The sequence below is a fragment of the Paenibacillus sp. FW101-FHT12H11 genome, from assembly GCF_058790355.1.
This window is the reverse complement of the sequence record NZ_JBYTCO010000008.1, coordinates 113,438-132,015: the sequence shown is the minus strand read 5'-3', so window position 1 is coordinate 132,015 and position 18,578 is coordinate 113,438. Positions and strand designations below refer to the sequence as shown.

The following is an 18,578-nucleotide window of genomic DNA, read 5'->3' as shown; positions in this document are numbered from 1 at the left end:
ATGCTAGAAAAGCTGGTATTAAGCATTCTCCAGAACTTCTTTTCTCGCACGAAAAAAATGTCGATGAGGTGATCGTTTGGGAAAAATGACAAAACTGTTATCGGTCAGTATGGTGTCGAGTCTTCTAGTATCTTTTGTGCCCTTTTATGAAAGCGCTTATCCTAAAGCAGAGGCCGCCGCAGTCAACCTGCTCAGCAACGGCGGCTTCGAACAGACAACAACGACGCTGGATGCGAGCTGGAACGGCGTTACAAGTCCTGCACCGGTCGGTTGGGGCTTATGGATTCCGACAGGGAGCGGCAAAGCACCGAATCAAACGGTGAATGTCTCCCTAGACTCAACTACCTTTCATGAAGGGAGCAAATCGATTTTGTTTGACGCCTTTGCAACCAGCAGAGTTTCTGTCAATCAAAGCGTGTTGACGGTTACGCCAGGCAAATCCTATCGGCTGAAAGTATGGGTGAAAACCGATAATGTCACGGGGACTGGCGCTTATTTTAGAACACAGTACTATAATACAAGCAAAGTAGGTGACGGTCCTGCATCCGCGAAATTGCTCGGAACGAAGGATTGGACGATGCAGCAAGTTTTTATGACAATTCCGGCAAATGTGACGAAGCTGGTCATCGAGCCGTTTCTGGAAACAGGCAAAGGGAAGGTATGGTTTGATGATATGAGTTTGGAGGAATATAACGGAGTTACAGGAATTACCTTGGATCAAAGTGCGTTTTCCATGGCTCAGGGGGCGTCAGTGGCGTTAGCGCCAACGTTTGTTCCAGCGAATGCGGCGGACAAAACGGTAATTTGGAGTTCATCGAACCCCAATGCGGCAGTTGTAGATAATAACGGAAAAGTAACCGCTGTAGGGCTAGGCTCCACGACGATAACGGTGTCGACACCAGATGGCACAATCAAGGCAGAATGTCTCGTAAACGTTGAATCTGCAGAGCTTTTTCAATCCTATGGGCAGATGCGGGCCAAATGGTTCAACAAGCTGACAGGCGGTACAAATTATGATCCCGCTGATCCAGATATTTCAGCTAACTTGGCCAAAATTGCCGATAGTGTTACGAATGCCGATGCGACCGGTATCTGGGATACGCTTAATAAATCCGCAGACCGAACGCTGGTCTGGAATGATCTGGCCAGCACGACAGATTCCGCGCAAGTCACGACTTCGTACAGCAGATTGAGGACGATGGCGCTCGCCTATACGCTCAAGGGATCGAGCTTATATCACAATGAGGCGCTTAAAATAGACATTTTGAACACATTGGACTGGCTGAACGCTAACCGTTACAACGAGTCCAAAACCGAGTACGGCAACTGGTGGGACTGGGAAATCGGCGCTCCGCAAATTATGAATGATATTCTCGTGCTGATGTATGAGCATTTGACACCTGTTCAAATTACGAAACATATGAAAGCGATCGATCGATTTGTCCCTGATCCGAAAAAGCGCACGCTGAATAACGTCGTTGAAACCGGCGCCAATCTGCTGGACAAAGCGCTTGTTGTTACAATGCGAGGCATCATCGGCAATAACAGTGCGAAAATTACGCAAGGCCGCGACCCGATTGGTCCCGAATTTATTTATGCCAATCATGGAGACGGAGTATACCTGGATGGTTCGTTAGTACAGCATACGAATATTGCGTATACAGCAGGGTATGGCGCTGTATGGTTAAGCCGAGCTGCTGATATGACTTACGTCCTTAATGGCTCCCCATGGCCTGTAACGGATCCTAATGTAAACAATGTGTACAAATGGGTTACGGACACCTTTGAACCTGTTATTTATAAAGGACTTTACATGGATATGGTGAATGGCCGAGGTATTTCCAGACAAGCAACAGGCAGCGCTAGAAGTACGATCACCACTTTGCTTCGTTTAGCGGAAGGAGCGCCGGCAGACGTTGCGCTTTCGATTAAGCGGATGGCGAAGGAATGGATTTTGAGCGATACGACCTACGCAAATTATGTGGATGGGCTGCCGATTTACGAGTTGACGTTGATCAAAGAGTTAATGAGCGATTCATCAATTCAGCGCAGAGGAGAATTAGAGCGGAATCAAGTATTTGCCGGCATGGATCGTGTGGTTCATTTGCGTGACGGATATGGCTTTGGATTAAGCCTTTTCTCGAACCGGATTTCTGCATTTGAAAAAGGAAATAACGAAAATCTTAAAGGCTGGTACACGGGAATCGGCATGACGTTCCTGTATGATCAGGATCTTAACCAGTATCGTAACGATTTCTGGCCGACTGTGGATTCCTTCCGTTTGCCAGGCACGACGACGGATCAGTCAGGGAAAGACATGACCCCTGGCGAGTGGACCTCGTATATGAACGCCAAAAATTGGGTGGGCGGTTCCTCCATCGACGGCTTATATGGTGCCGCAGGCATGGACTTTTCAATGGATAAAGTGACGGGCAGCACGCTGCAAGGCAAAAAATCGTGGTTCATGTTCGACGATGAAATCGTCGCTTTAGGAGCAGGAATATCGAAAAGCTCAACAGGGAACGCGCCGGTTGAGACGATCATCGATAACCGGAAACTGAATGACGCGGGAGACAATGCGCTAACGATCAACGGCTCTGCACAACCGAATCAATTGGGCTGGTCAGGAACGCTAAATCAAGTGAACTGGGCTCATATAGCCGGTAATGTGGCGAATTCGGATATCGGTTATTATTTCCCAGGGTCAGCAACCGTCTATGGCTTGCGTGAAGCGAGAACGGGGAGCTGGCAAGAAATTAACAGCGGCCAATCGAATACGCCGATTACGCGTAAATATGTAAGCTTGGCTTTCGAACACGGGCAAAATCCAACGAATGCCTCCTATGCTTATGTCATGCTGCCGCATAAGGATGCTGCGGCAACAGCGGCGTACAGCCAATCGCCGAACGTTGAGATTTTAAGTAATACAGCCGATGTGCATGCCGTGAAAGAAAAGCAGTTGGGCATTACAGCGGCAAACTTCTGGAACCCGGGTTCCGTGGCTGGCATTACCTCCAGCAATCCGGCGTCTGTGATGGTGAAGGAATCGGAGACGGAGCTTTCCATAGCGGTATCCGATCCAACACAAGCGCAGAGCATGATTTCACTTGAACTGAATAAAACGGGCTTGGAGCTTGTTAGCAGCGACAGCACGATTTCTGTTCAGCAAACTTCACCTGCCTTAAAGCTTGATATTCAGGTTGCAGGTTCGTATGGTAAAACGCATGTCATTACCTTCAAGAAAGACATAGCAGCTCCTGTAACGACAGATGACGCGAAATCAGGGTGGCAGCGTACGGCGCAAACGGTGACATTAACGGCAAGCGACGCTGGAAGCGGCGTACAAACAACGATGTACAGCCTAGATAACGGTGCTTTCGCAGAAGGAAACACGGTATCCGTTACGGAGGATGGCTTGCATCAAATTCGTTATTACAGTGTCGATCAAGCCGGTAACCAAGAGTCAGCCAAAACGGTTGAAGTCAAAATCGATACCAAGGCGCCGGTCATTTCACCTTCAGTCACGATGGATGTTTATTGGACGGATGGCGGCAGTTTGACCTTCAACGTGAGCGATGAAATAAGCGGAGTCGTTGCCAAGTCAGTCAGCATTGACGGTGCTAACGTTAGCGATCCCTATACGTACAAACCTTTTTCGCTCCGTATTGGTGAGCATCCAATAAAAGTAACGGCAACGGATGCTGCCGGGAATGAAGCGGCCGTGAGCTACGTGCTTAAGGTGCATATGGATGTCATGCATTTGGATGAAGCGGTTCGTTATGCTTACCAACAAGGCTGGATTACGAACCAAGGCATTTATAACAGCCTGTTAATGATGGTTGAGGCGTTGCAAAAGCACTTGGATGATAAAGGTGTCAAGACGGCATTGAACGCTCTCGAACAGCATGTTCGAGCGCAATCAGGCAAAAAAATCGACAGCAATTTTGCAGCATTTTTACTGGATGCCATTTCCTTCCTGAAGGCATAAACAAGATCATCGGGTTTTCCTGAAAGTCATGAAGATGACGGAGGGAAAGCCCTTTCTTTTTTTGTGGAAAGGCATTCCTGCTTCTTCCAATTCGTACGGGGACGGTTTACAATAACGGAAGAGGAGTTGATGTCTAATGGATTCGAAGATCGTGCAGCTGGTTCTGGACGCAAAAGCCACTCTAGGTGAAGGCCCGAGCTGGAATGAGGAAGAGAAAACGCTTTATTGGGTTGATATTGTAGGAGAGAAGTTTTGCAGGTTTGATCCAGAGACCGGTCAAAATGAGTCCTTTCCTATTGGCGAATTTGTAGGCGCAGTTGTTTGCGCTGGGAAAGATGAGGTCGTTTTGGCGACACAATCCGGTTTCCAATCCTATCACATGAAGCAGCGTACTTTAACACCTCTCGTTGATCCAGAAGATCACTTGCCTTTCAATCGGTTTAACGATGGGAAATGTGATAGCCATGGCCGGTTCTGGGCGGGAACGATGGAAATCATTGAAAAAGGGGCGACAGGCTCCCTCTATGTCCTTGAACCAGATGGCAGCTGCCGCAAAGTTCACGAAGACGTCGGTGTATCGAACGGGATCGCCTGGAGTCTAGATGAAAAAGAGATGTATTATATTGATTCGATGAGAAAACATGTGTTAACTTTTGATCTTGACGCGGAAAAAGGAGAAATTAGCCGTCCAAGAACATTGATCGATTTCGCTGGCGAGCAAGGATTTCCAGACGGTATGACGATTGATGCAGAAGGGATGCTTTGGATTGCTCACTGGGATGGCTGGCAGGTGTCGCGCTGGAACCCCCGCACAGGCATGAAAGTGGAGAGCATCGCGGTCCCCGCAGCGAAAGTAACCTCGTGTATTTTTGGCGGAGATGAGCTGGACACTTTATACATAACGAGCGCGCGAAAAGGGCTGGAGGAAGACAAAGCAGGAGATCAGCCTCACGCCGGCGGCATTTTTGCAGTCAAACCTGGTGTAAAAGGAACGAAGACGCATGCATTTGGAACACCATATATCCAACAAAAGGAGTAGTTTTATGTCAGTAGAATCTAATCAGCTAACCATTCAGTATATTGGACAGGTTGGCGTTATTTTGCGAAAAAACGAAATGGCCATAGCCATTGACCCGTATTTGACGGATTCTGTCGATCAACTCGGAGGGTCTCCCGATGGGTTCTGGGTGAGAAGATATGCACCACCGGTGAAGCCCGAAACATTGACGGATCTGGATCTTGTTCTTTGTACGCACGAACATATGGATCATATGGATCCGGCGACGCTGCGGGCCATTGCGAAGGCATCGCCGGATTGCCGCTTCGGCGCTCCCAAGGTTTGCTTGCCGGCACTGGAGGCAATGGGAATTGCGCCCAATCGGCTGCAGGCGCTTGGTGTTCAAGAGGCTTGGCCATTCGCTGATGGGCTGAACATTCAACCGATACCCGCATGGCATGAAGAACGGGTGCAGGATGAAGCAGGCTGGGACCATTATTTGGGATACATGCTCGAATGGGACAACTTATGTCTCTACCATGCAGGTGATACCCTTTTGACAGATGAATTGGTGAAGACGCTGTCGGGTTACACGATTGATGTAGGCTTCCTGCCGATTAATGGCCGGGATATTTTCCGCAACAGACTAGGCGTCGTTGGCAATATGAATGCTTTGGAAGCGGCAGATTTGGCTGCGCATCTTCGTTTTGATATTGTAGTACCTGTTCACTTTGATATGTATCCTAATAATAGTGAAGGCATTGCGCCGTTCGTAGACCGATTGTATCAGAAGCATCTGGGGCAGAAATTTCATATTTTTCAACCAGGTGAGACACTTTTGTATAGGAAAACGAGATAGATTGCGATCAGTAATTAAGGCCTCTCAGTGTTCGAGTTAGCACGAAGGGGCCTTGGTTTCGGATTATTCGACACATCTGTGCGTTGAAAATAGGCCATAAGGCTATTGCAACTAAGCACTTCTTCATCTTCAGGTATCCCATGTGATGTGATATGCTGAAGAGGCTGGTACGCACCTAAACAGCTGCTAACATGACCATTATGAATGGAGTGTTGTTCAGATGAAAATGTACCAATCCGTTGACTACATCCAGCAGACTGAGAAAATCGCGCTTTACAAGCTTCATCAACAGGCGAATGAGCCGGAGCATACGCACAATTTCATCGAGCTGGTTTATATCTGGCAGGGAGCCGGGTACCATCAAGTGAATGGGAAGTCATTTGCCGTGCAGCGCGGGGATTTTTTGTTCATGAATGTTGGCGATCGGCATGCGTTTGAAATTCAAAAGAATATGCAGTACATGAACATTTTGCTGGATCCTGAGTTTCTAAGCAATCGATTGCAGGCTACCGAAAGCGCTTCCGATTTTCTCCCGCTCATGTTGTTTCAGGAGTTCAAGTCGTCACTTGCGAATCCTTCGCCTCACGTCACGTTCAGAGGGAAAAACATGATTGAGGTCGAGCAGCTGCTCGAAACGATGTATGCGGAATATTGCGGTAAAAAGAGCGGTTATTTAGCTATGCTTCACGGCTATGCGACATTGTTATTGACGCGTATGCTCAGATCGATGCAAGAAAATCTACATAACTCCGAATTGCGCACGGCTTATCACATGCTTCCTCAGCTGCTGTCCTATATCGAGGAACATTATGCGGGGCATATTACGCTGAATGATTTGGCGCGCGAGAGTTTTTATTCCCCCTATTATTTGAGCAAAATGTTCAAAGATTGCCTAGGGTTCACCTTCACAGAATACGTCCACGACGTCAGGCTGCGCGAAGCGAAGCGAATGCTGCTGGAAACGAAGGATTCTGTCGAATCCATCGGACGAAGCGTCGGTTATGAGGATAAAACGCAGTTTTTCCGCCTGTTTAAACAGACCTTAGGGATGACGCCTCAGCAGCTTAGGAAGCAGATGTGAAAGTATGCTTGAAGAGCGGCTATGAGGGATAAGTGTGTAAAAGCATTTACAAGCAATTAGAATTGGAAACGCTTAATATGGATGAAAGGCCTGCTCCGCTTGTTGGAGCGGGCTTTTTGTGTTTGGGGTTAGTGGCTGATTACACAGGTATGAGCACACCGGCGAGAGTTAGCGTGTTAAAGCGCTAGAAGCTGTGCAGCCTCATTGGACGAAACCCAATGAAAAGCCATAAAACGCCTCTAAATTACTCATTACATTGGACAAAATCCAATTGAACCGCAATATCCAGCGCTATAGCTGCACGATTACCCGATGTCATTGGATTTCATCCAATAGAATCGGTGATCGAGCCCTCAAATCATTAGGTTCATTGGATTTCGTCCAACGCACCCGTTCAAAAGCTCCGTTGGCATCGCGCACTGTCCATGCACTCGGCCACAGGGTTGAATCTCGTGGCTTCACGGCCAGCCTGCCGTCAAATCCCAAGTCCTGTTGTGACTTTGTGGGACTTTCTTTGCGTTTGCCTGACTTGACCTTCGAGTCAAGCATGAATGCCTCTAGGCCGGCTTCATGATTAAGCCGCATTTATTCATTTTCATAGCCGTAAATGATGTCGAGAAGGTGTTGGCAGCGGTTACATTTTATGAGTAAAAAGCCGAATCGGTCTAATCTTGTCGAATCTTAACGATGAGTAGTGTGTTTAGTGAAGATAGTGAATTTTCAGAAAATAAGGTTGATTATTAGGGGTAATCTCCATAACAATGAGGATGAGTCCACAAACTCAAAAACATTTTAGGAAATCGGAGGGTTGCAAATGAAGTCAAGGAGGAAGTCGATTATTTTACTCCTGGTTTCAGCACTCATGTTGACGCTTGTACTTGGGGGGTGTCAAGACAGTCCAGCTTCGACGACTCCAGCGCCAACGACAGCTGCGGTACAAGCAACGAAAGCGCCGGATCCAACAAAGGCACCTGACGGTGGAGGCGCACAACCTGCGCAATTGACAGCATTTAAAGATTCGCCGGTTTTGGCGTCAAAAGGACTGCCACCCGTGAAAGATCGCTTGCCGAGCGATTATAAATTCACGAATGAATTACCGGAGAGCCAAATGAAATACGAAATCGGTACGTATGGCGGTGTTTTGAGAACGGTTACATCTGCTCCGGACTGGGATGCTGACGTTTTCGTTATGAACAACGAACCGCTGCTGAACACGCCGGGTATTCTCGGTGATCAAATCACAGGTAACGTGCTCAAAGATTACAAGGTCAGCGATGATCAAAAAACATTCACTTTCTCCATGCGCAAAGGGCTGAAATGGTCCGATGGACAGCCGGTTACAACGGAAGACGTCAGATTTACGGTCGAGGATATTTTGAACGATCCCGAGTTGACGCCGATCTTCCCTGTATGGCTGCGTGGCGGCGGTGAAGCCGATGCCGCTCCGATGAAACTGGAAGTGATCGACGATCTGAACTTTAAGTTGGTCTTTGACCGTCCGTACGGAGGTATCTTGATCCGCTTCGCCATTCAAGGCTGGCGCGGATATACAGAGCTGATCCGTCCAGCGCACTATCTCAAACAGTTCCACAAAAAGTACACGCCACTGGATAAACTGGAACCGCTGATTAAACAAGCAGGTTTCCAACCTGGCGAATGGTTCAATCTTTTTAACGATAAAGATATTACGAACTGGGAACTTGCAAATAAGAAAGCTGTTGGTTTCCCTGTGCTTTACCCATGGATGATGACCAAATCGACGGAATCTGTAACGACGTATGAACGCAACCCGTACTATTTCAAAGTAGATACGGCAGGCAATCAATTGCCTTATATCGACAGCATTCAGAGTACGCTCGTACAGGACATTGAGATGGTTGGTTTGAAAACGATTGCTGGTGAAGTCGATTTCTCCAGGGAATCAGCAGCTCTGATCAAAATGCCGCTTTATCGTGAAAATGAGAAAAACGGCTACAAAGCATTGCTGGCCAACATGCACGTGACGCCAACGGATATTTTCTTGAACGAAACGTTCAACGATCCGAACTGGCAAAAAGTTGTTCAGGATGTTCGCTTCCGCAAAGCGCTCAGCTTGGCGCTGAACCGCAAAGAGATCATCGACACGATCTACTATGGCTTTGCGAAGCCGGGCAGCATTGAGGATCCGACGTTTGATCTAGCTGCTGCGAACAAATTGCTCGATGAAATGGGCCTCACCAAAGGGGCTGACGGCAAACGTCTTGGACCGGATGGCAAGGTGTTCACAATTCCGTTCGAAGTCGGAGCACAAGCGCCGGATATCGTCCCGCTAACCCAATTAATCGTGGAGATGTGGAAGCAGCTTGGTCTGAACGTCACCATGAAAACAATCGACCAAACGCTTTGGACAACGCGGAATACGAACAATGAGCTGCAAGCGACCATGATCTGGACGCATACACCGCTCTGGTACATGGGCGATTGGGGCACGCAGCTTTGGGGAGCGCAATGGGATCTCTGGCGTACTTCAGGCGGTAAGAACGGTCAAGAGCCGCCTGCCGACATCAAGAACTTATACAAAATGATCAATGACGCTGCAGCTGCGAACCCAGAGGATGCGAAGAAAAAAGTAGCTGAAATTAAACAAGTCATGAAAGACAAGGTCTACTATTTCATTCCGATTTCGGAAGTGAAGCAGCCTCTAATCGTCAATGCGAAGCTGCACAACATTCCGAATGACACCAGCTTTGCGATTGGCGCGAACTTCAGCGGCGAGCAGTTCTTTTATAGCAAATAATTGAACGAGAGCTAGTGCGAGCCCGGGCGACGGCAGGTCGTTTGATCCGGGCTCCACGGTTCGTTCAGAGACAGGGTACATTTTTGGAAGGAGGAATTACATGCTGAATTATATCTCCTATCGGCTTTTGCAGCTTATCCCGCTGCTGATTGCCATCAGTATTATTGTTTTTGTGATCATTCAGCTTCCACCTGGGGATTTCCTAACCCAATATATTGCCACATTAAAGCAGTCCGGATCTGCGGTTTCAGAAAGTACGGTCATAAATCTTCAACAGCTTTACGGGTTGGATAAATCATTAATCGTTCAATACATCATTTGGATCAAAAATATTATTCTTCACGGTGACCTTGGTCGTTCCTTTCAATGGAATCAGCCTGTGACAGAAGTTATTGGTCCAAGACTGGCGTTGACAGTTATCATATCGCTCATTTGCTTAGTTTTTGTGTGGCTGATCGCGATTCCAATCGGCATTTATTCAGCGACGCATCAATATTCGGCACTTGACTATGTGTTTACGTTTATAGGCTTCATTGGTCTGGCCATGCCCGGATTCCTCATTGCTTTGATTATCGTGTATGTCATTTTCGCGCAAACAGGCGTTTCGATTACTGGCTTATTCTCAGCCCAATATGTGGATGCCCCTTGGACGATGGACAAAATCTTGAATATGCTGCCAAGGCTCATTATTCCTGTCGTGGTTATCGGCATGTCGGGAACAGCGTCGTTGATTCGGATTACACGTGGAATGCTGCTGGATGAGTTGTCGAAGCAGTATGTCATTACCGCTAGAGCCAAAGGTGTTCCTGAGGGCAAGCTGCTGTTCAAATATCCGGTTCGATTAGCCATTAATCCGTTGATTTCGACCATCGGTTGGACACTTCCGGCGCTTATTTCAGGGGAGGCTATCGTCTCGATCGTGCTAAATTTGCAGACAACGGGGCCGATGCTGCTCAAAGCTTTGATGTTCCAGGATGTGTACTTAACGGGAAGCTTCCTGTTGATTCTAAGCGTGATGACGGTTATCGGGACGCTGTTATCCGATATTTTGCTAGCGTTCGTTGACCCGAGAATACGCTTCGGGGGTGTTGCGGAATGAGTGCGATAACGACGATTGCGAATCGATTTCGGAGGACCAAGGTGAATAGCCGAAACCGAGTCGGTGCCGATAATCAATACGAAGTCGCTTCCCAGTGGCAGCTGATGTGGTGGAAATTCATCAAGCATAAAATGGCTGTATTTTCTGCGGTTGTATTGATTTTATTTTATCTGGTGGCGGTTTTCTGTGAATTTCTGGCGCCCACGCTGCAGGATGCGAGGTACTCCGATTATAAGAACGCAGCACCGCAACAAATTCATTTTGTCGATCCGAATAATGGATTTCAGCTTCGGCCTTTTGTTTACGGGATGAGCGAGAAAGTCGATCCACAAACGTTCAAACGCACGTTCTCCGAAGATCCGGCGAAGAAGTTTGAAATTTACTTTTTCACAAAAGGCGAGCCGTATAAGCTTTGGGGGCTCATCCCCATGGAACGCCACTTGTTTGGTTTGAAAAATCCAAAGGATGCGCTCATTTTGATGGGGACGGATAAGCTGGGGCATGACCTGTTGTCCAGAATCATTTACGGAGCCAGAATTTCGCTCTCCTTCGGTCTGCTGGGCATCGTTGTAACCCTCATTTTGGGATTGGTGCTGGGCGGAATATCCGGTTATCTGGGCGGTGTTTCGGACACCATCATTCAACGGACCATTGATTTGCTCATCTGTATTCCAACGATTCCGCTTTGGATGGCGCTCACAGCTGCGTTGCCAAGAGATTGGACGGCGCTGCAAACGTACTTCGGGCTGATTCTCATCTTTTCCATCATTGGCTGGACGGGGCTTGCTCGCGTTGTACGGGGGAAAATATTGTCTCTTCGTGAAGAGGATTTCACGATGGCGGCCAGACTTGCGGGGGCAAGTGATTTCCGCATCATTCGCAAACATTTGCTGCCGTCTTTCGCAAGCTACATCATCGTAAACGTGACGCTTTCAATTCCCGGCACGATTCTGGGAGAGACGGCATTAAGCTTCCTTGGGATCGGGCTTCAGGCGCCGGTTGTCAGCTGGGGAGTGCTGCTGCAGGATGCGCAAAACCTGGAAACATTGGCTCATCACCCTTGGCTGCTGTGGCCGGCGGCATTCATTATCTTGACGGTCTTAATGTTTAATTTCCTCGGGGACGGACTGCGCGATGCGGCAGATCCTTACAAATAGGAGGTGAAGTGAATGTCAAACAGGGATAACGTCATATTGGAAATGAAGGACGTGAAAGTTCACTTCCATCTGGATGAAGGCGTGTTGAAAGCGGTAGACGGCGTTGATCTGCAAATCAAACGGGGCATGACGCTGGGCATCGTCGGCGAAAGCGGCTGCGGCAAAAGCGTCACCTCGCAAGCGCTCTTGCGCATTGTGCCCAAGCCGGGCCAAGTGGAAGGCGAGATCAAGCTGCAGCGAAACGGAGCAGGGAGTAAGGAATCGGTGGATCTGGTGAAGCTGGACCCGAGAGGCAAGGAAATTAGGGATATCCGGGGCGATGAAATCGCGATGATTTTCCAGGAGCCCATGAAGGCATTTTCTCCGATTCATACCGTAGGCAATCAGATTATGGAAGCCATCTTATTGCATGTGACACAGGATAAAAAAGAAGCTTACCGCTTGGCGGTGGACATCCTGCGCAAGGTCGGCATGTCCAATCCCGAGCAGCGGCTTGCCGAATACCCGCATCAGCTGTCGGGCGGGATGAGGCAGCGGGCCATGATTGCCATGGCGTTGTCCTGCAACCCCTCGATTCTCATCGCAGATGAGCCGACCACGGCTTTGGATGTTACGGTCCAAGCGCAAGTGCTGCAGTTGATTAATGAGTTGAAGGCGAATCATGATACTTCCGTCATTTTCATCACGCACGACCTTGGCGTGATTGCCGAAATGTCGGACGAAGTAGCGGTCATGTATCTGGGCAAAGTCGTCGAATACACAGATGTGGACTCCTTATTTCATAATCCGAAACATCCCTATACGAAGGCGCTGTTGAATTCGATACCTGCGATCGGCAGGGAGAACAAGAGGCTGGAATCCATTGAGGGGACCGTGCCTTTCCCGATGAATTTGCCGAAGGGCTGCGGCTTTTATACGCGCTGCAAAATGGCAATCGACGGCGTGTGCAACGTAGCGGACGTGCCGCTTGTCGAAGTGAAAAAAGATCATAAAGTTCGCTGCTTATTGGTTGAAACGGAGCTTAAAGAAGCCGAGGTGGTCTCATGACGGTACAAACAGACGAACTCATTCTTGATGTGAGCTATATGCGGAAATATTTCCCGATTAAAAAGGGATTCTTGCAAAAAAATGTCGGGTATGTCAAAGCGGTCGACGATGTCCAGTTTCATATTCGTCCCGGTGAAACGTTCGGTCTTGTCGGCGAATCCGGCTGCGGCAAAACAACACTTGGACGCTGTATTCTGCGCGCTATCGAACCGACCTCGGGCTCCGTGCGCTTTCGCGACCGCCAAGGTCAGATGCAGGAGGTGCTGCAGCTCGACGCCAAGGAACTGCGATCGATTCGGCGTGACATGCAGCTCATCTTTCAAGATCCGTACTCCTCACTCAATCCTCGGATGACGGTGCTCAATATTATTGCCGAGCCGCTTGTCTGCAATGGCATGGCGCACGGCGCCGAGCTCAAAGAACGCGTAGCTGAGCTCATGGAGATGGTGGGGCTGAACAGCCGCCATCTGGAGCGGTACCCGCATGCATTCAGCGGGGGGCAACGCCAACGGATCGGTATTGCGCGAGCTTTGGCGACGAATCCCAAGTTCATCGTTTGCGATGAAGCCGTGTCGGCACTAGACGTGTCCGTGCAAGCGCAAATTATTAACCTGCTGCAGGATTTACAGGAAAAACTGAACTTGTCCTATCTGTTTATCTCTCATGATCTCGGGGTTATCCAGCATATATCTAACCGAGTCGGCGTTATGTATGTTGGCAAAATGGTAGAGACAGCGGCAACGAAGGATTTGTTTGCAGCACCCAAACACCCTTACACCGAAGCGCTGCTCTCTGCGAAGCCGGTTCCTGATCCTCGGAAGAAGTCGAACCGCATTATTTTGCAAGGGGAAGTCGCCAACCCGGCGAATCCGCCTTCCGGCTGCTATTTTCATCCGAGATGTGCCTACGCCCAAGACATTTGCAAAAAGCAGGCTCCAGAAATGAAGCAGGTTGGCGATGGGCATTACGCAGCCTGTCATTTTGCCGGAGAGCTTGACCTTAGGGGGGCCACGTCGATATGACGTATATTCTGCTTACGCTGCTTGTTTTCTTCGTCTGCCTCAGTCTCATTATGGTGGGCTCGTTATGGTATATGAGGGTGCTCCTCGAAAAGATGGTCGGAGGCAAGCTGCGCGACTTGGAGACACTGACAGCGACGGGCACAATCCCTGAAACATGGTCGGTCAAATTTAACGAGCGCATGATTCAACATCAAAAGCAGGGCAATACCAAACAAGTGGACCGTATTGAACGATTGGCACGGAAGTCCTATTTAAATAAAATCGGTAAACTGATTGCCTTTGTAAAAAAATCGACACTGGTAGAAAGCGAAGAAGCGCGAAAAGCTACGCTGCGTATCCTGCAAAGAGTGGAGCGGGAATGGAGGGACGCTAACTCGTATGGATCCTTTTCTTGAATTAAAACAGCGTGACCCGTCGGCGGGGTATAAATCGGTAGGGATTACCGTCATTACTGCGGCGCTAGGCATTATTAATTGGTTCGAATTAAGGAGCCTACTGCTGGTTTTGCTGACCTTTTTTGGCGTTAAACGTTCCTCGTGGCAGGGCATTGATAATCTCTCATTTCTGTTCATGGGTGTTGTTTGGCTCGCTTATGTATTCTACTGCCAACATTATTTGAAAAAGAAGGCGGAAGCGAAGCAGGTGCTGCAAGCTTCAGCGATGCTGCTGGCCATACAGCTGGGGATCTTGTTTGTATGTAATTTTCTGTCGCACGTCTTGCTGAGCGTACCGTTTGAAACGTACATGTTGCTCTTTTTAATAATTGAAGGCGTTTTGACTGTCATACTGGGCTGGTTTGCTAGTCATGCCGCTCGCAAAAGAGTCTTATAATAATTTGTAGATAAAGGTGGGTATGCTCTTATGGATGTAGGTGTGGTTTCGCGCAGTTTTCCGCAATTGTCGAACGAAGAGGTGGCGGCGCTGCTGGCTGAGCGCGGGTTCAGATGGACAGAGCTTTGCTTCTCCCAAACGGATTCTAACTATTGGCGTTATAACGGGCGGACCGATCTTAGCGATTTAACGGATAAAAGAAGTCAAGAAATCGTAGAGACCTATCGCAAACATGGCATTGAAGTTGCCTCGATTGGCGTATTTACGAATTTGTTGGAAACGGATGAGCAGGAAATGGAGGCGAATTTGCAATATTTTGAACGGCATATGCAAATTGCTGCCGGGACCGGTGTGCCGATTGTTGCAACGGAGTGCGGATTCATTCCGGGAAAAAGAGGCATTCAAGCGGATTCGTATGAGAAGGACTTCGAACGTCTCAAACAGCAGATAAGCTGGCTTGGCGAGCGTGCAGGACATTACGGCATTAAGCTTGCGCTTGAACCTTGTGTCTTGGATGTTGTTCCTAGTGCCAAACGCACAGCTGATTTCCTGGCGCAGGTCGGCTCGCCGCACGTTCAAGTGCTCCTGGATCCGGCGAATTTAATCGCAAACAGCTCGGAAGAGGAGATGTTCCAGTATTTAGCGCCGCATTTGGCTTACTTTCACGGGAAAGACCGCAAAGTCAATGATACCTACGGGCGCTGCGTTGGAGACGGGGATATTGACTGGAGAAAGCTGCTGAATTTGTATCATGAGCATGCGGAAGGTGTTCCTTTTATTTTGGAATATGTCAATATCCATAATTTCTGTGAAATTCGTGATCGGGTGATCGCGTTTGACCAAGCCCGCTAATAGTCCTCTACAACGAATCGGAAATCTGAAGCTCAGGGAGGTGTTTGATGATGCTAGTCGCGGAAAGGGTTCAGCACATTCTACGGCTGGTTAACGAGCGGGGAAGCATGCGCGTCACTGAACTTAGCCAGATATGCCGGGTTACGGAAGAAACGATCCGCCGGGACTTGGACCGTTTGGAGAACGAAGGCCGGCTGCTGCGCAGCTACGGCGGCGCGATTCGTCTGCAGCCGCAAACGTCGGAAACGTCGTATGAGCTGCGGGAAACGGTGCATGTGACGGAAAAGCAGCGTATTTCGGCTCAAGCTGCCAAATTTGTGGAACCGCATGATCGCATTGTCCTCGATGCAAGCTCCACGACATGGCATTTGGCAGAGCTGCTGCCCGACATTCCACTCACCGTCATCACCAACTCCTTGAAGGTGGCTTTGGTTCTAAGCGAGAAAAAGAATATCAGCGTCATCAGCACAGGAGGCATCCTTGTGCCAAATTCACTTTCTTTCGTTGGACCGCTGACGGAGCAGGCCTTGGAAGAGTATCATGTAAATAAAGCGTTCGTTTCTTGCAAAGGCGTACATATGGAGCGGGGCATCAGCGAGTCGAATGAAATGCAAGCCAGGGTGAAACGGAAAATGATCGGCATGGCCGAACAGGTGTTTGTCCTCGCGGATTACAGCAAATTTGATATGCAGGCTTTTACGATGATCGGGGTTTGGAACCAGATTCATCATCTCATTACGGATGAACAAACGCCTCTCGATCACGTTCAGCTGCTCCAGCGGAAGTTCATTAATGTCATTCAAGTCTAAGACAAATCGAAATGGCGCAATCCCCTTGTAAGATGGCTGAAACCGCAATGAAAGCGTGAGTTGGATGCCTTATGATGAAGACAGAAGCAAAGAAAGGAATTGTACATATGGTTAATCTCCTGCGACAAAGTCAATTCATGAAAGACAAGCAAATTCCGTTCTACATTAACCGCTGCTTCCATCATCAAGATAATACGCCGTTGGTTCATTCACATGACTTTATTGAACTTGTGTATGTGGTTAGCGGTCAAGCGGATCATGTATTTGAAGGAGAGTCTTACCAGATCCAAACGGGCGATGTTTTTATTATTAATCCCGGGGAAGTTCATACGTATCGTACGAAGCCGGGAGAAAGCATCGAGATCATTAATTGTCTCTTCACGCCAGAATTAATTCATGAGTCTCTGCTGAAGGAATTGGGCGTGTCACAGTCCATGGATTACTATTATGTGCATCCTTTCTTAAATCCAAGAGAACGCTTTCATCATAGATTGAATTTGATGGGGCAAGCATCAAACCATGTTCTTATATTGCTTGAAACGATGATTTCCGAATGGGAGCATCACCGGCCGGGCTATCTAACGCTCATTAAACTGCAAATGCTCCAGCTGCTCATCCTGTTATCTCGCTGCTATGCGGATTCCGCAAGCAAGGAGAAAAAGAGCTCAAGATCAGCGAATCATACCATACTTGTGCGTCGGATCACCGGGTTTCTGGAGCGTCATTTTGATAAAAAAATGACCATTCCCGATTTGTGCGAGTTGTTTAATGTGAGCAGCAGGCAGCTTAACAGGGTGTTCAAGCAGGAAACGAATCAAACCGTAACGGAGCGTATTCATGACATTCGAATTGAACGAGCGAAGCAGTATTTGATAGAAGGCGATGACAAAGTAATTCATGTCGCCCAGCGTGTTGGCTATGAAGACCCGGCCTTTTTCACACAATTGTTTAGACGGAGGGTTGGATGCTCGCCAGGACAGTATCGTGATTTGCATGGGGAAGTGCTAGAGAACGTGCAGGAAATTCAGTAGAAGAAACGGGAGGAATAGGCGATGACATTAAAGGTTGGGGTTGTAGGAGTTGGCAATATCGGTTCCATCCATGCGGGTGTGTACCATGAACATGCGAAAACAGAGCTTGTTGCTGTATGTGACATCAATAAGGAGAAAGCAGATGCGGCTGCGGCCAAATTCGGTTGCAGAGCTTTCTATAGCGTGCAGGAAATGCTGACTAGCGGCATTCATTTGGATGCTTGCTCGATGGCGACCAAAGGGGAAGAGAATGGCGGCGAGCATTACCAACCCACGATGGAACTGCTCGAGGCGGGCATTCCTGTTCTCGGGGAAAAGCCGATTTCCAACCGGATTGACGAAGGGGAGCGGATGGTGGCGCTTGCCAAAGAGAAGCAGATTCCTTATGCCGTCAACTTGAATCATCGTTTTACACCTGCAGCGCTTCGTGCCAAAGAATGGGTAGAGGAAGGCCGTCTTGGCCAATTACATATGATTAATATGAAAATGTGGATCAACAACCCGGTCGAAACTTCGCCTTGGTTCCATTTGCGCGCGCTTCATCCGCACTCCTTCGATGTGATTCGTTATTTCTGCGGGGATGTGAAACGGGTAGCCGCCTTCATGATGAAAGGTGAAAACAGGAAAATTTGGTCCAATACGCAGGTGATGCTTGAGTTTGAAAATGGCGCTATCGGGAACCTCGTCGGCAGCTATGATGCTGGAGCCAGCTACGGTTTGGAGCGCTGTGAGGTTGTCGGTTCCAAAGGCCGATTCGTACTGGACGACGCTTGTGAGCACTTAACCTTCTATCCCCGCCATAGCATTGCAACGGAAAGCTACAGCTATTTAGGGGGCATGCGCCATTTCAACGAAACGTTTAAAAGCCGCATCAGCGACTGGATTGAGCAGCTGGATGCGAAAGTGCCTTACGATCAGATCAATGGCTCGGGCCAAGAGGCGCTGAAGGCGCAGACGATTATTGAAGCGGCTATTCGTTCATTTGAAACGTCAAGCATTGTTGAACTTTAACCTAGGGAGGCAGTAAAC

The 18,578-nt window shown here is 48.5% G+C and carries 16 protein-coding genes; 15 read left to right on the top strand and 1 reads right to left on the bottom strand.

Annotated elements, in window-relative coordinates:
* Window positions 1-85: 85 nt before the first annotated feature.
* The 4 genes from AC3WTJ_RS25010 (at window position 86) to AC3WTJ_RS24995 (ending at window position 6,925) form a co-directional block, all read left to right on the top strand.
* The gene (locus tag AC3WTJ_RS25010) at window positions 86-3,988 is read left to right on the top strand and encodes a polysaccharide lyase family 8 super-sandwich domain-containing protein (RefSeq protein WP_492524304.1); all 3,903 of its coding nucleotides are present in this window, start codon (window positions 86-88) and stop codon (window positions 3,986-3,988) included.
* A gap of 136 nt (window positions 3,989-4,124) precedes the next feature.
* A complete protein-coding gene (locus AC3WTJ_RS25005) occupies window positions 4,125-5,027 on the top strand; it encodes an SMP-30/gluconolactonase/LRE family protein (protein ID WP_492524125.1) in 903 nt (300 codons plus the stop codon).
* Window positions 5,028-5,031: 4 nt separating this feature from the next.
* Complete coding sequence (locus AC3WTJ_RS25000; protein ID WP_492524124.1) at window positions 5,032-5,844, top strand: MBL fold metallo-hydrolase; 813 nt, start codon at window positions 5,032-5,034, stop codon at window positions 5,842-5,844.
* 220 nt (window positions 5,845-6,064) lie between these two features.
* Complete coding sequence (locus AC3WTJ_RS24995) at window positions 6,065-6,925, top strand: AraC family transcriptional regulator (RefSeq protein ID WP_492524123.1); 861 nt, start codon at window positions 6,065-6,067, stop codon at window positions 6,923-6,925.
* A gap of 315 nt (window positions 6,926-7,240) precedes the next feature.
* On the opposite strand, the gene AC3WTJ_RS24990 is transcribed toward AC3WTJ_RS24995, so the two are convergent.
* A complete protein-coding gene (locus AC3WTJ_RS24990; protein ID WP_492524122.1) occupies window positions 7,241-7,474 on the bottom strand; it encodes a hypothetical protein in 234 nt (77 codons plus the stop codon).
* Window positions 7,475-7,739: 265 nt separating this feature from the next.
* Between AC3WTJ_RS24990 and AC3WTJ_RS24985 the strand changes: the two genes are divergently transcribed.
* From AC3WTJ_RS24985 to AC3WTJ_RS24935, 11 genes are all read left to right on the top strand, one after another.
* The gene (locus AC3WTJ_RS24985; RefSeq protein WP_492524121.1) at window positions 7,740-9,701 is read left to right on the top strand and encodes an ABC transporter substrate-binding protein; all 1,962 of its coding nucleotides are present in this window, start codon (window positions 7,740-7,742) and stop codon (window positions 9,699-9,701) included.
* Between the two features lie 100 nt (window positions 9,702-9,801).
* Entirely contained in the window at window positions 9,802-10,800 is a 999-nt protein-coding gene (locus tag AC3WTJ_RS24980) for an ABC transporter permease (RefSeq protein ID WP_127450180.1), read from the top strand.
* Window positions 10,797-11,957 carry an ABC transporter permease gene (locus AC3WTJ_RS24975; protein WP_492524120.1) on the top strand — a complete coding sequence of 387 codons (1,161 nt, stop codon included), beginning with the start codon at window positions 10,797-10,799 and terminating at the stop codon, window positions 11,955-11,957. The genes AC3WTJ_RS24980 and AC3WTJ_RS24975 overlap by 4 nt, the downstream gene beginning before the upstream one ends.
* A gap of 12 nt (window positions 11,958-11,969) precedes the next feature.
* Window positions 11,970-13,004, top strand: coding sequence for an ABC transporter ATP-binding protein (locus tag AC3WTJ_RS24970; RefSeq protein ID WP_127450177.1), 1,035 nt, complete (start codon window positions 11,970-11,972; stop codon window positions 13,002-13,004).
* Complete coding sequence (locus tag AC3WTJ_RS24965; RefSeq protein ID WP_157322004.1) at window positions 13,001-14,026, top strand: ABC transporter ATP-binding protein; 1,026 nt, start codon at window positions 13,001-13,003, stop codon at window positions 14,024-14,026. The genes AC3WTJ_RS24970 and AC3WTJ_RS24965 overlap by 4 nt, the downstream gene beginning before the upstream one ends.
* On the top strand, window positions 14,023-14,421 hold the full coding sequence (locus tag AC3WTJ_RS24960) for a hypothetical protein (RefSeq protein WP_492524119.1): 399 nt from the start codon (window positions 14,023-14,025) through the stop codon (window positions 14,419-14,421). Before AC3WTJ_RS24965 ends, AC3WTJ_RS24960 begins: the two co-directional genes overlap by 4 nt.
* Window positions 14,405-14,857, top strand: coding sequence for a hypothetical protein (locus AC3WTJ_RS24955; protein WP_492524118.1), 453 nt, complete (start codon window positions 14,405-14,407; stop codon window positions 14,855-14,857). The genes AC3WTJ_RS24960 and AC3WTJ_RS24955 overlap by 17 nt, the downstream gene beginning before the upstream one ends.
* 30 nt (window positions 14,858-14,887) lie before the next feature.
* A complete protein-coding gene (locus AC3WTJ_RS24950) occupies window positions 14,888-15,709 on the top strand; it encodes a sugar phosphate isomerase/epimerase family protein (RefSeq protein WP_492524117.1) in 822 nt (273 codons plus the stop codon).
* A gap of 50 nt (window positions 15,710-15,759) precedes the next feature.
* Window positions 15,760-16,518 carry a DeoR/GlpR family DNA-binding transcription regulator gene (locus tag AC3WTJ_RS24945; RefSeq protein WP_157322331.1) on the top strand — a complete coding sequence of 253 codons (759 nt, stop codon included), beginning with the start codon at window positions 15,760-15,762 and terminating at the stop codon, window positions 16,516-16,518.
* 71 nt (window positions 16,519-16,589) lie between these two features.
* The gene (locus AC3WTJ_RS24940; RefSeq protein ID WP_492524116.1) at window positions 16,590-17,549 is read left to right on the top strand and encodes an AraC family transcriptional regulator; all 960 of its coding nucleotides are present in this window, start codon (window positions 16,590-16,592) and stop codon (window positions 17,547-17,549) included.
* Window positions 17,550-17,570: 21 nt separating this feature from the next.
* Window positions 17,571-18,560 (top strand): Gfo/Idh/MocA family protein, encoded by a 990-nt coding sequence (locus tag AC3WTJ_RS24935; protein ID WP_492524115.1) that lies wholly within the window; start codon window positions 17,571-17,573, stop codon window positions 18,558-18,560.
* Window positions 18,561-18,578: the final 18 nt, after the last annotated feature.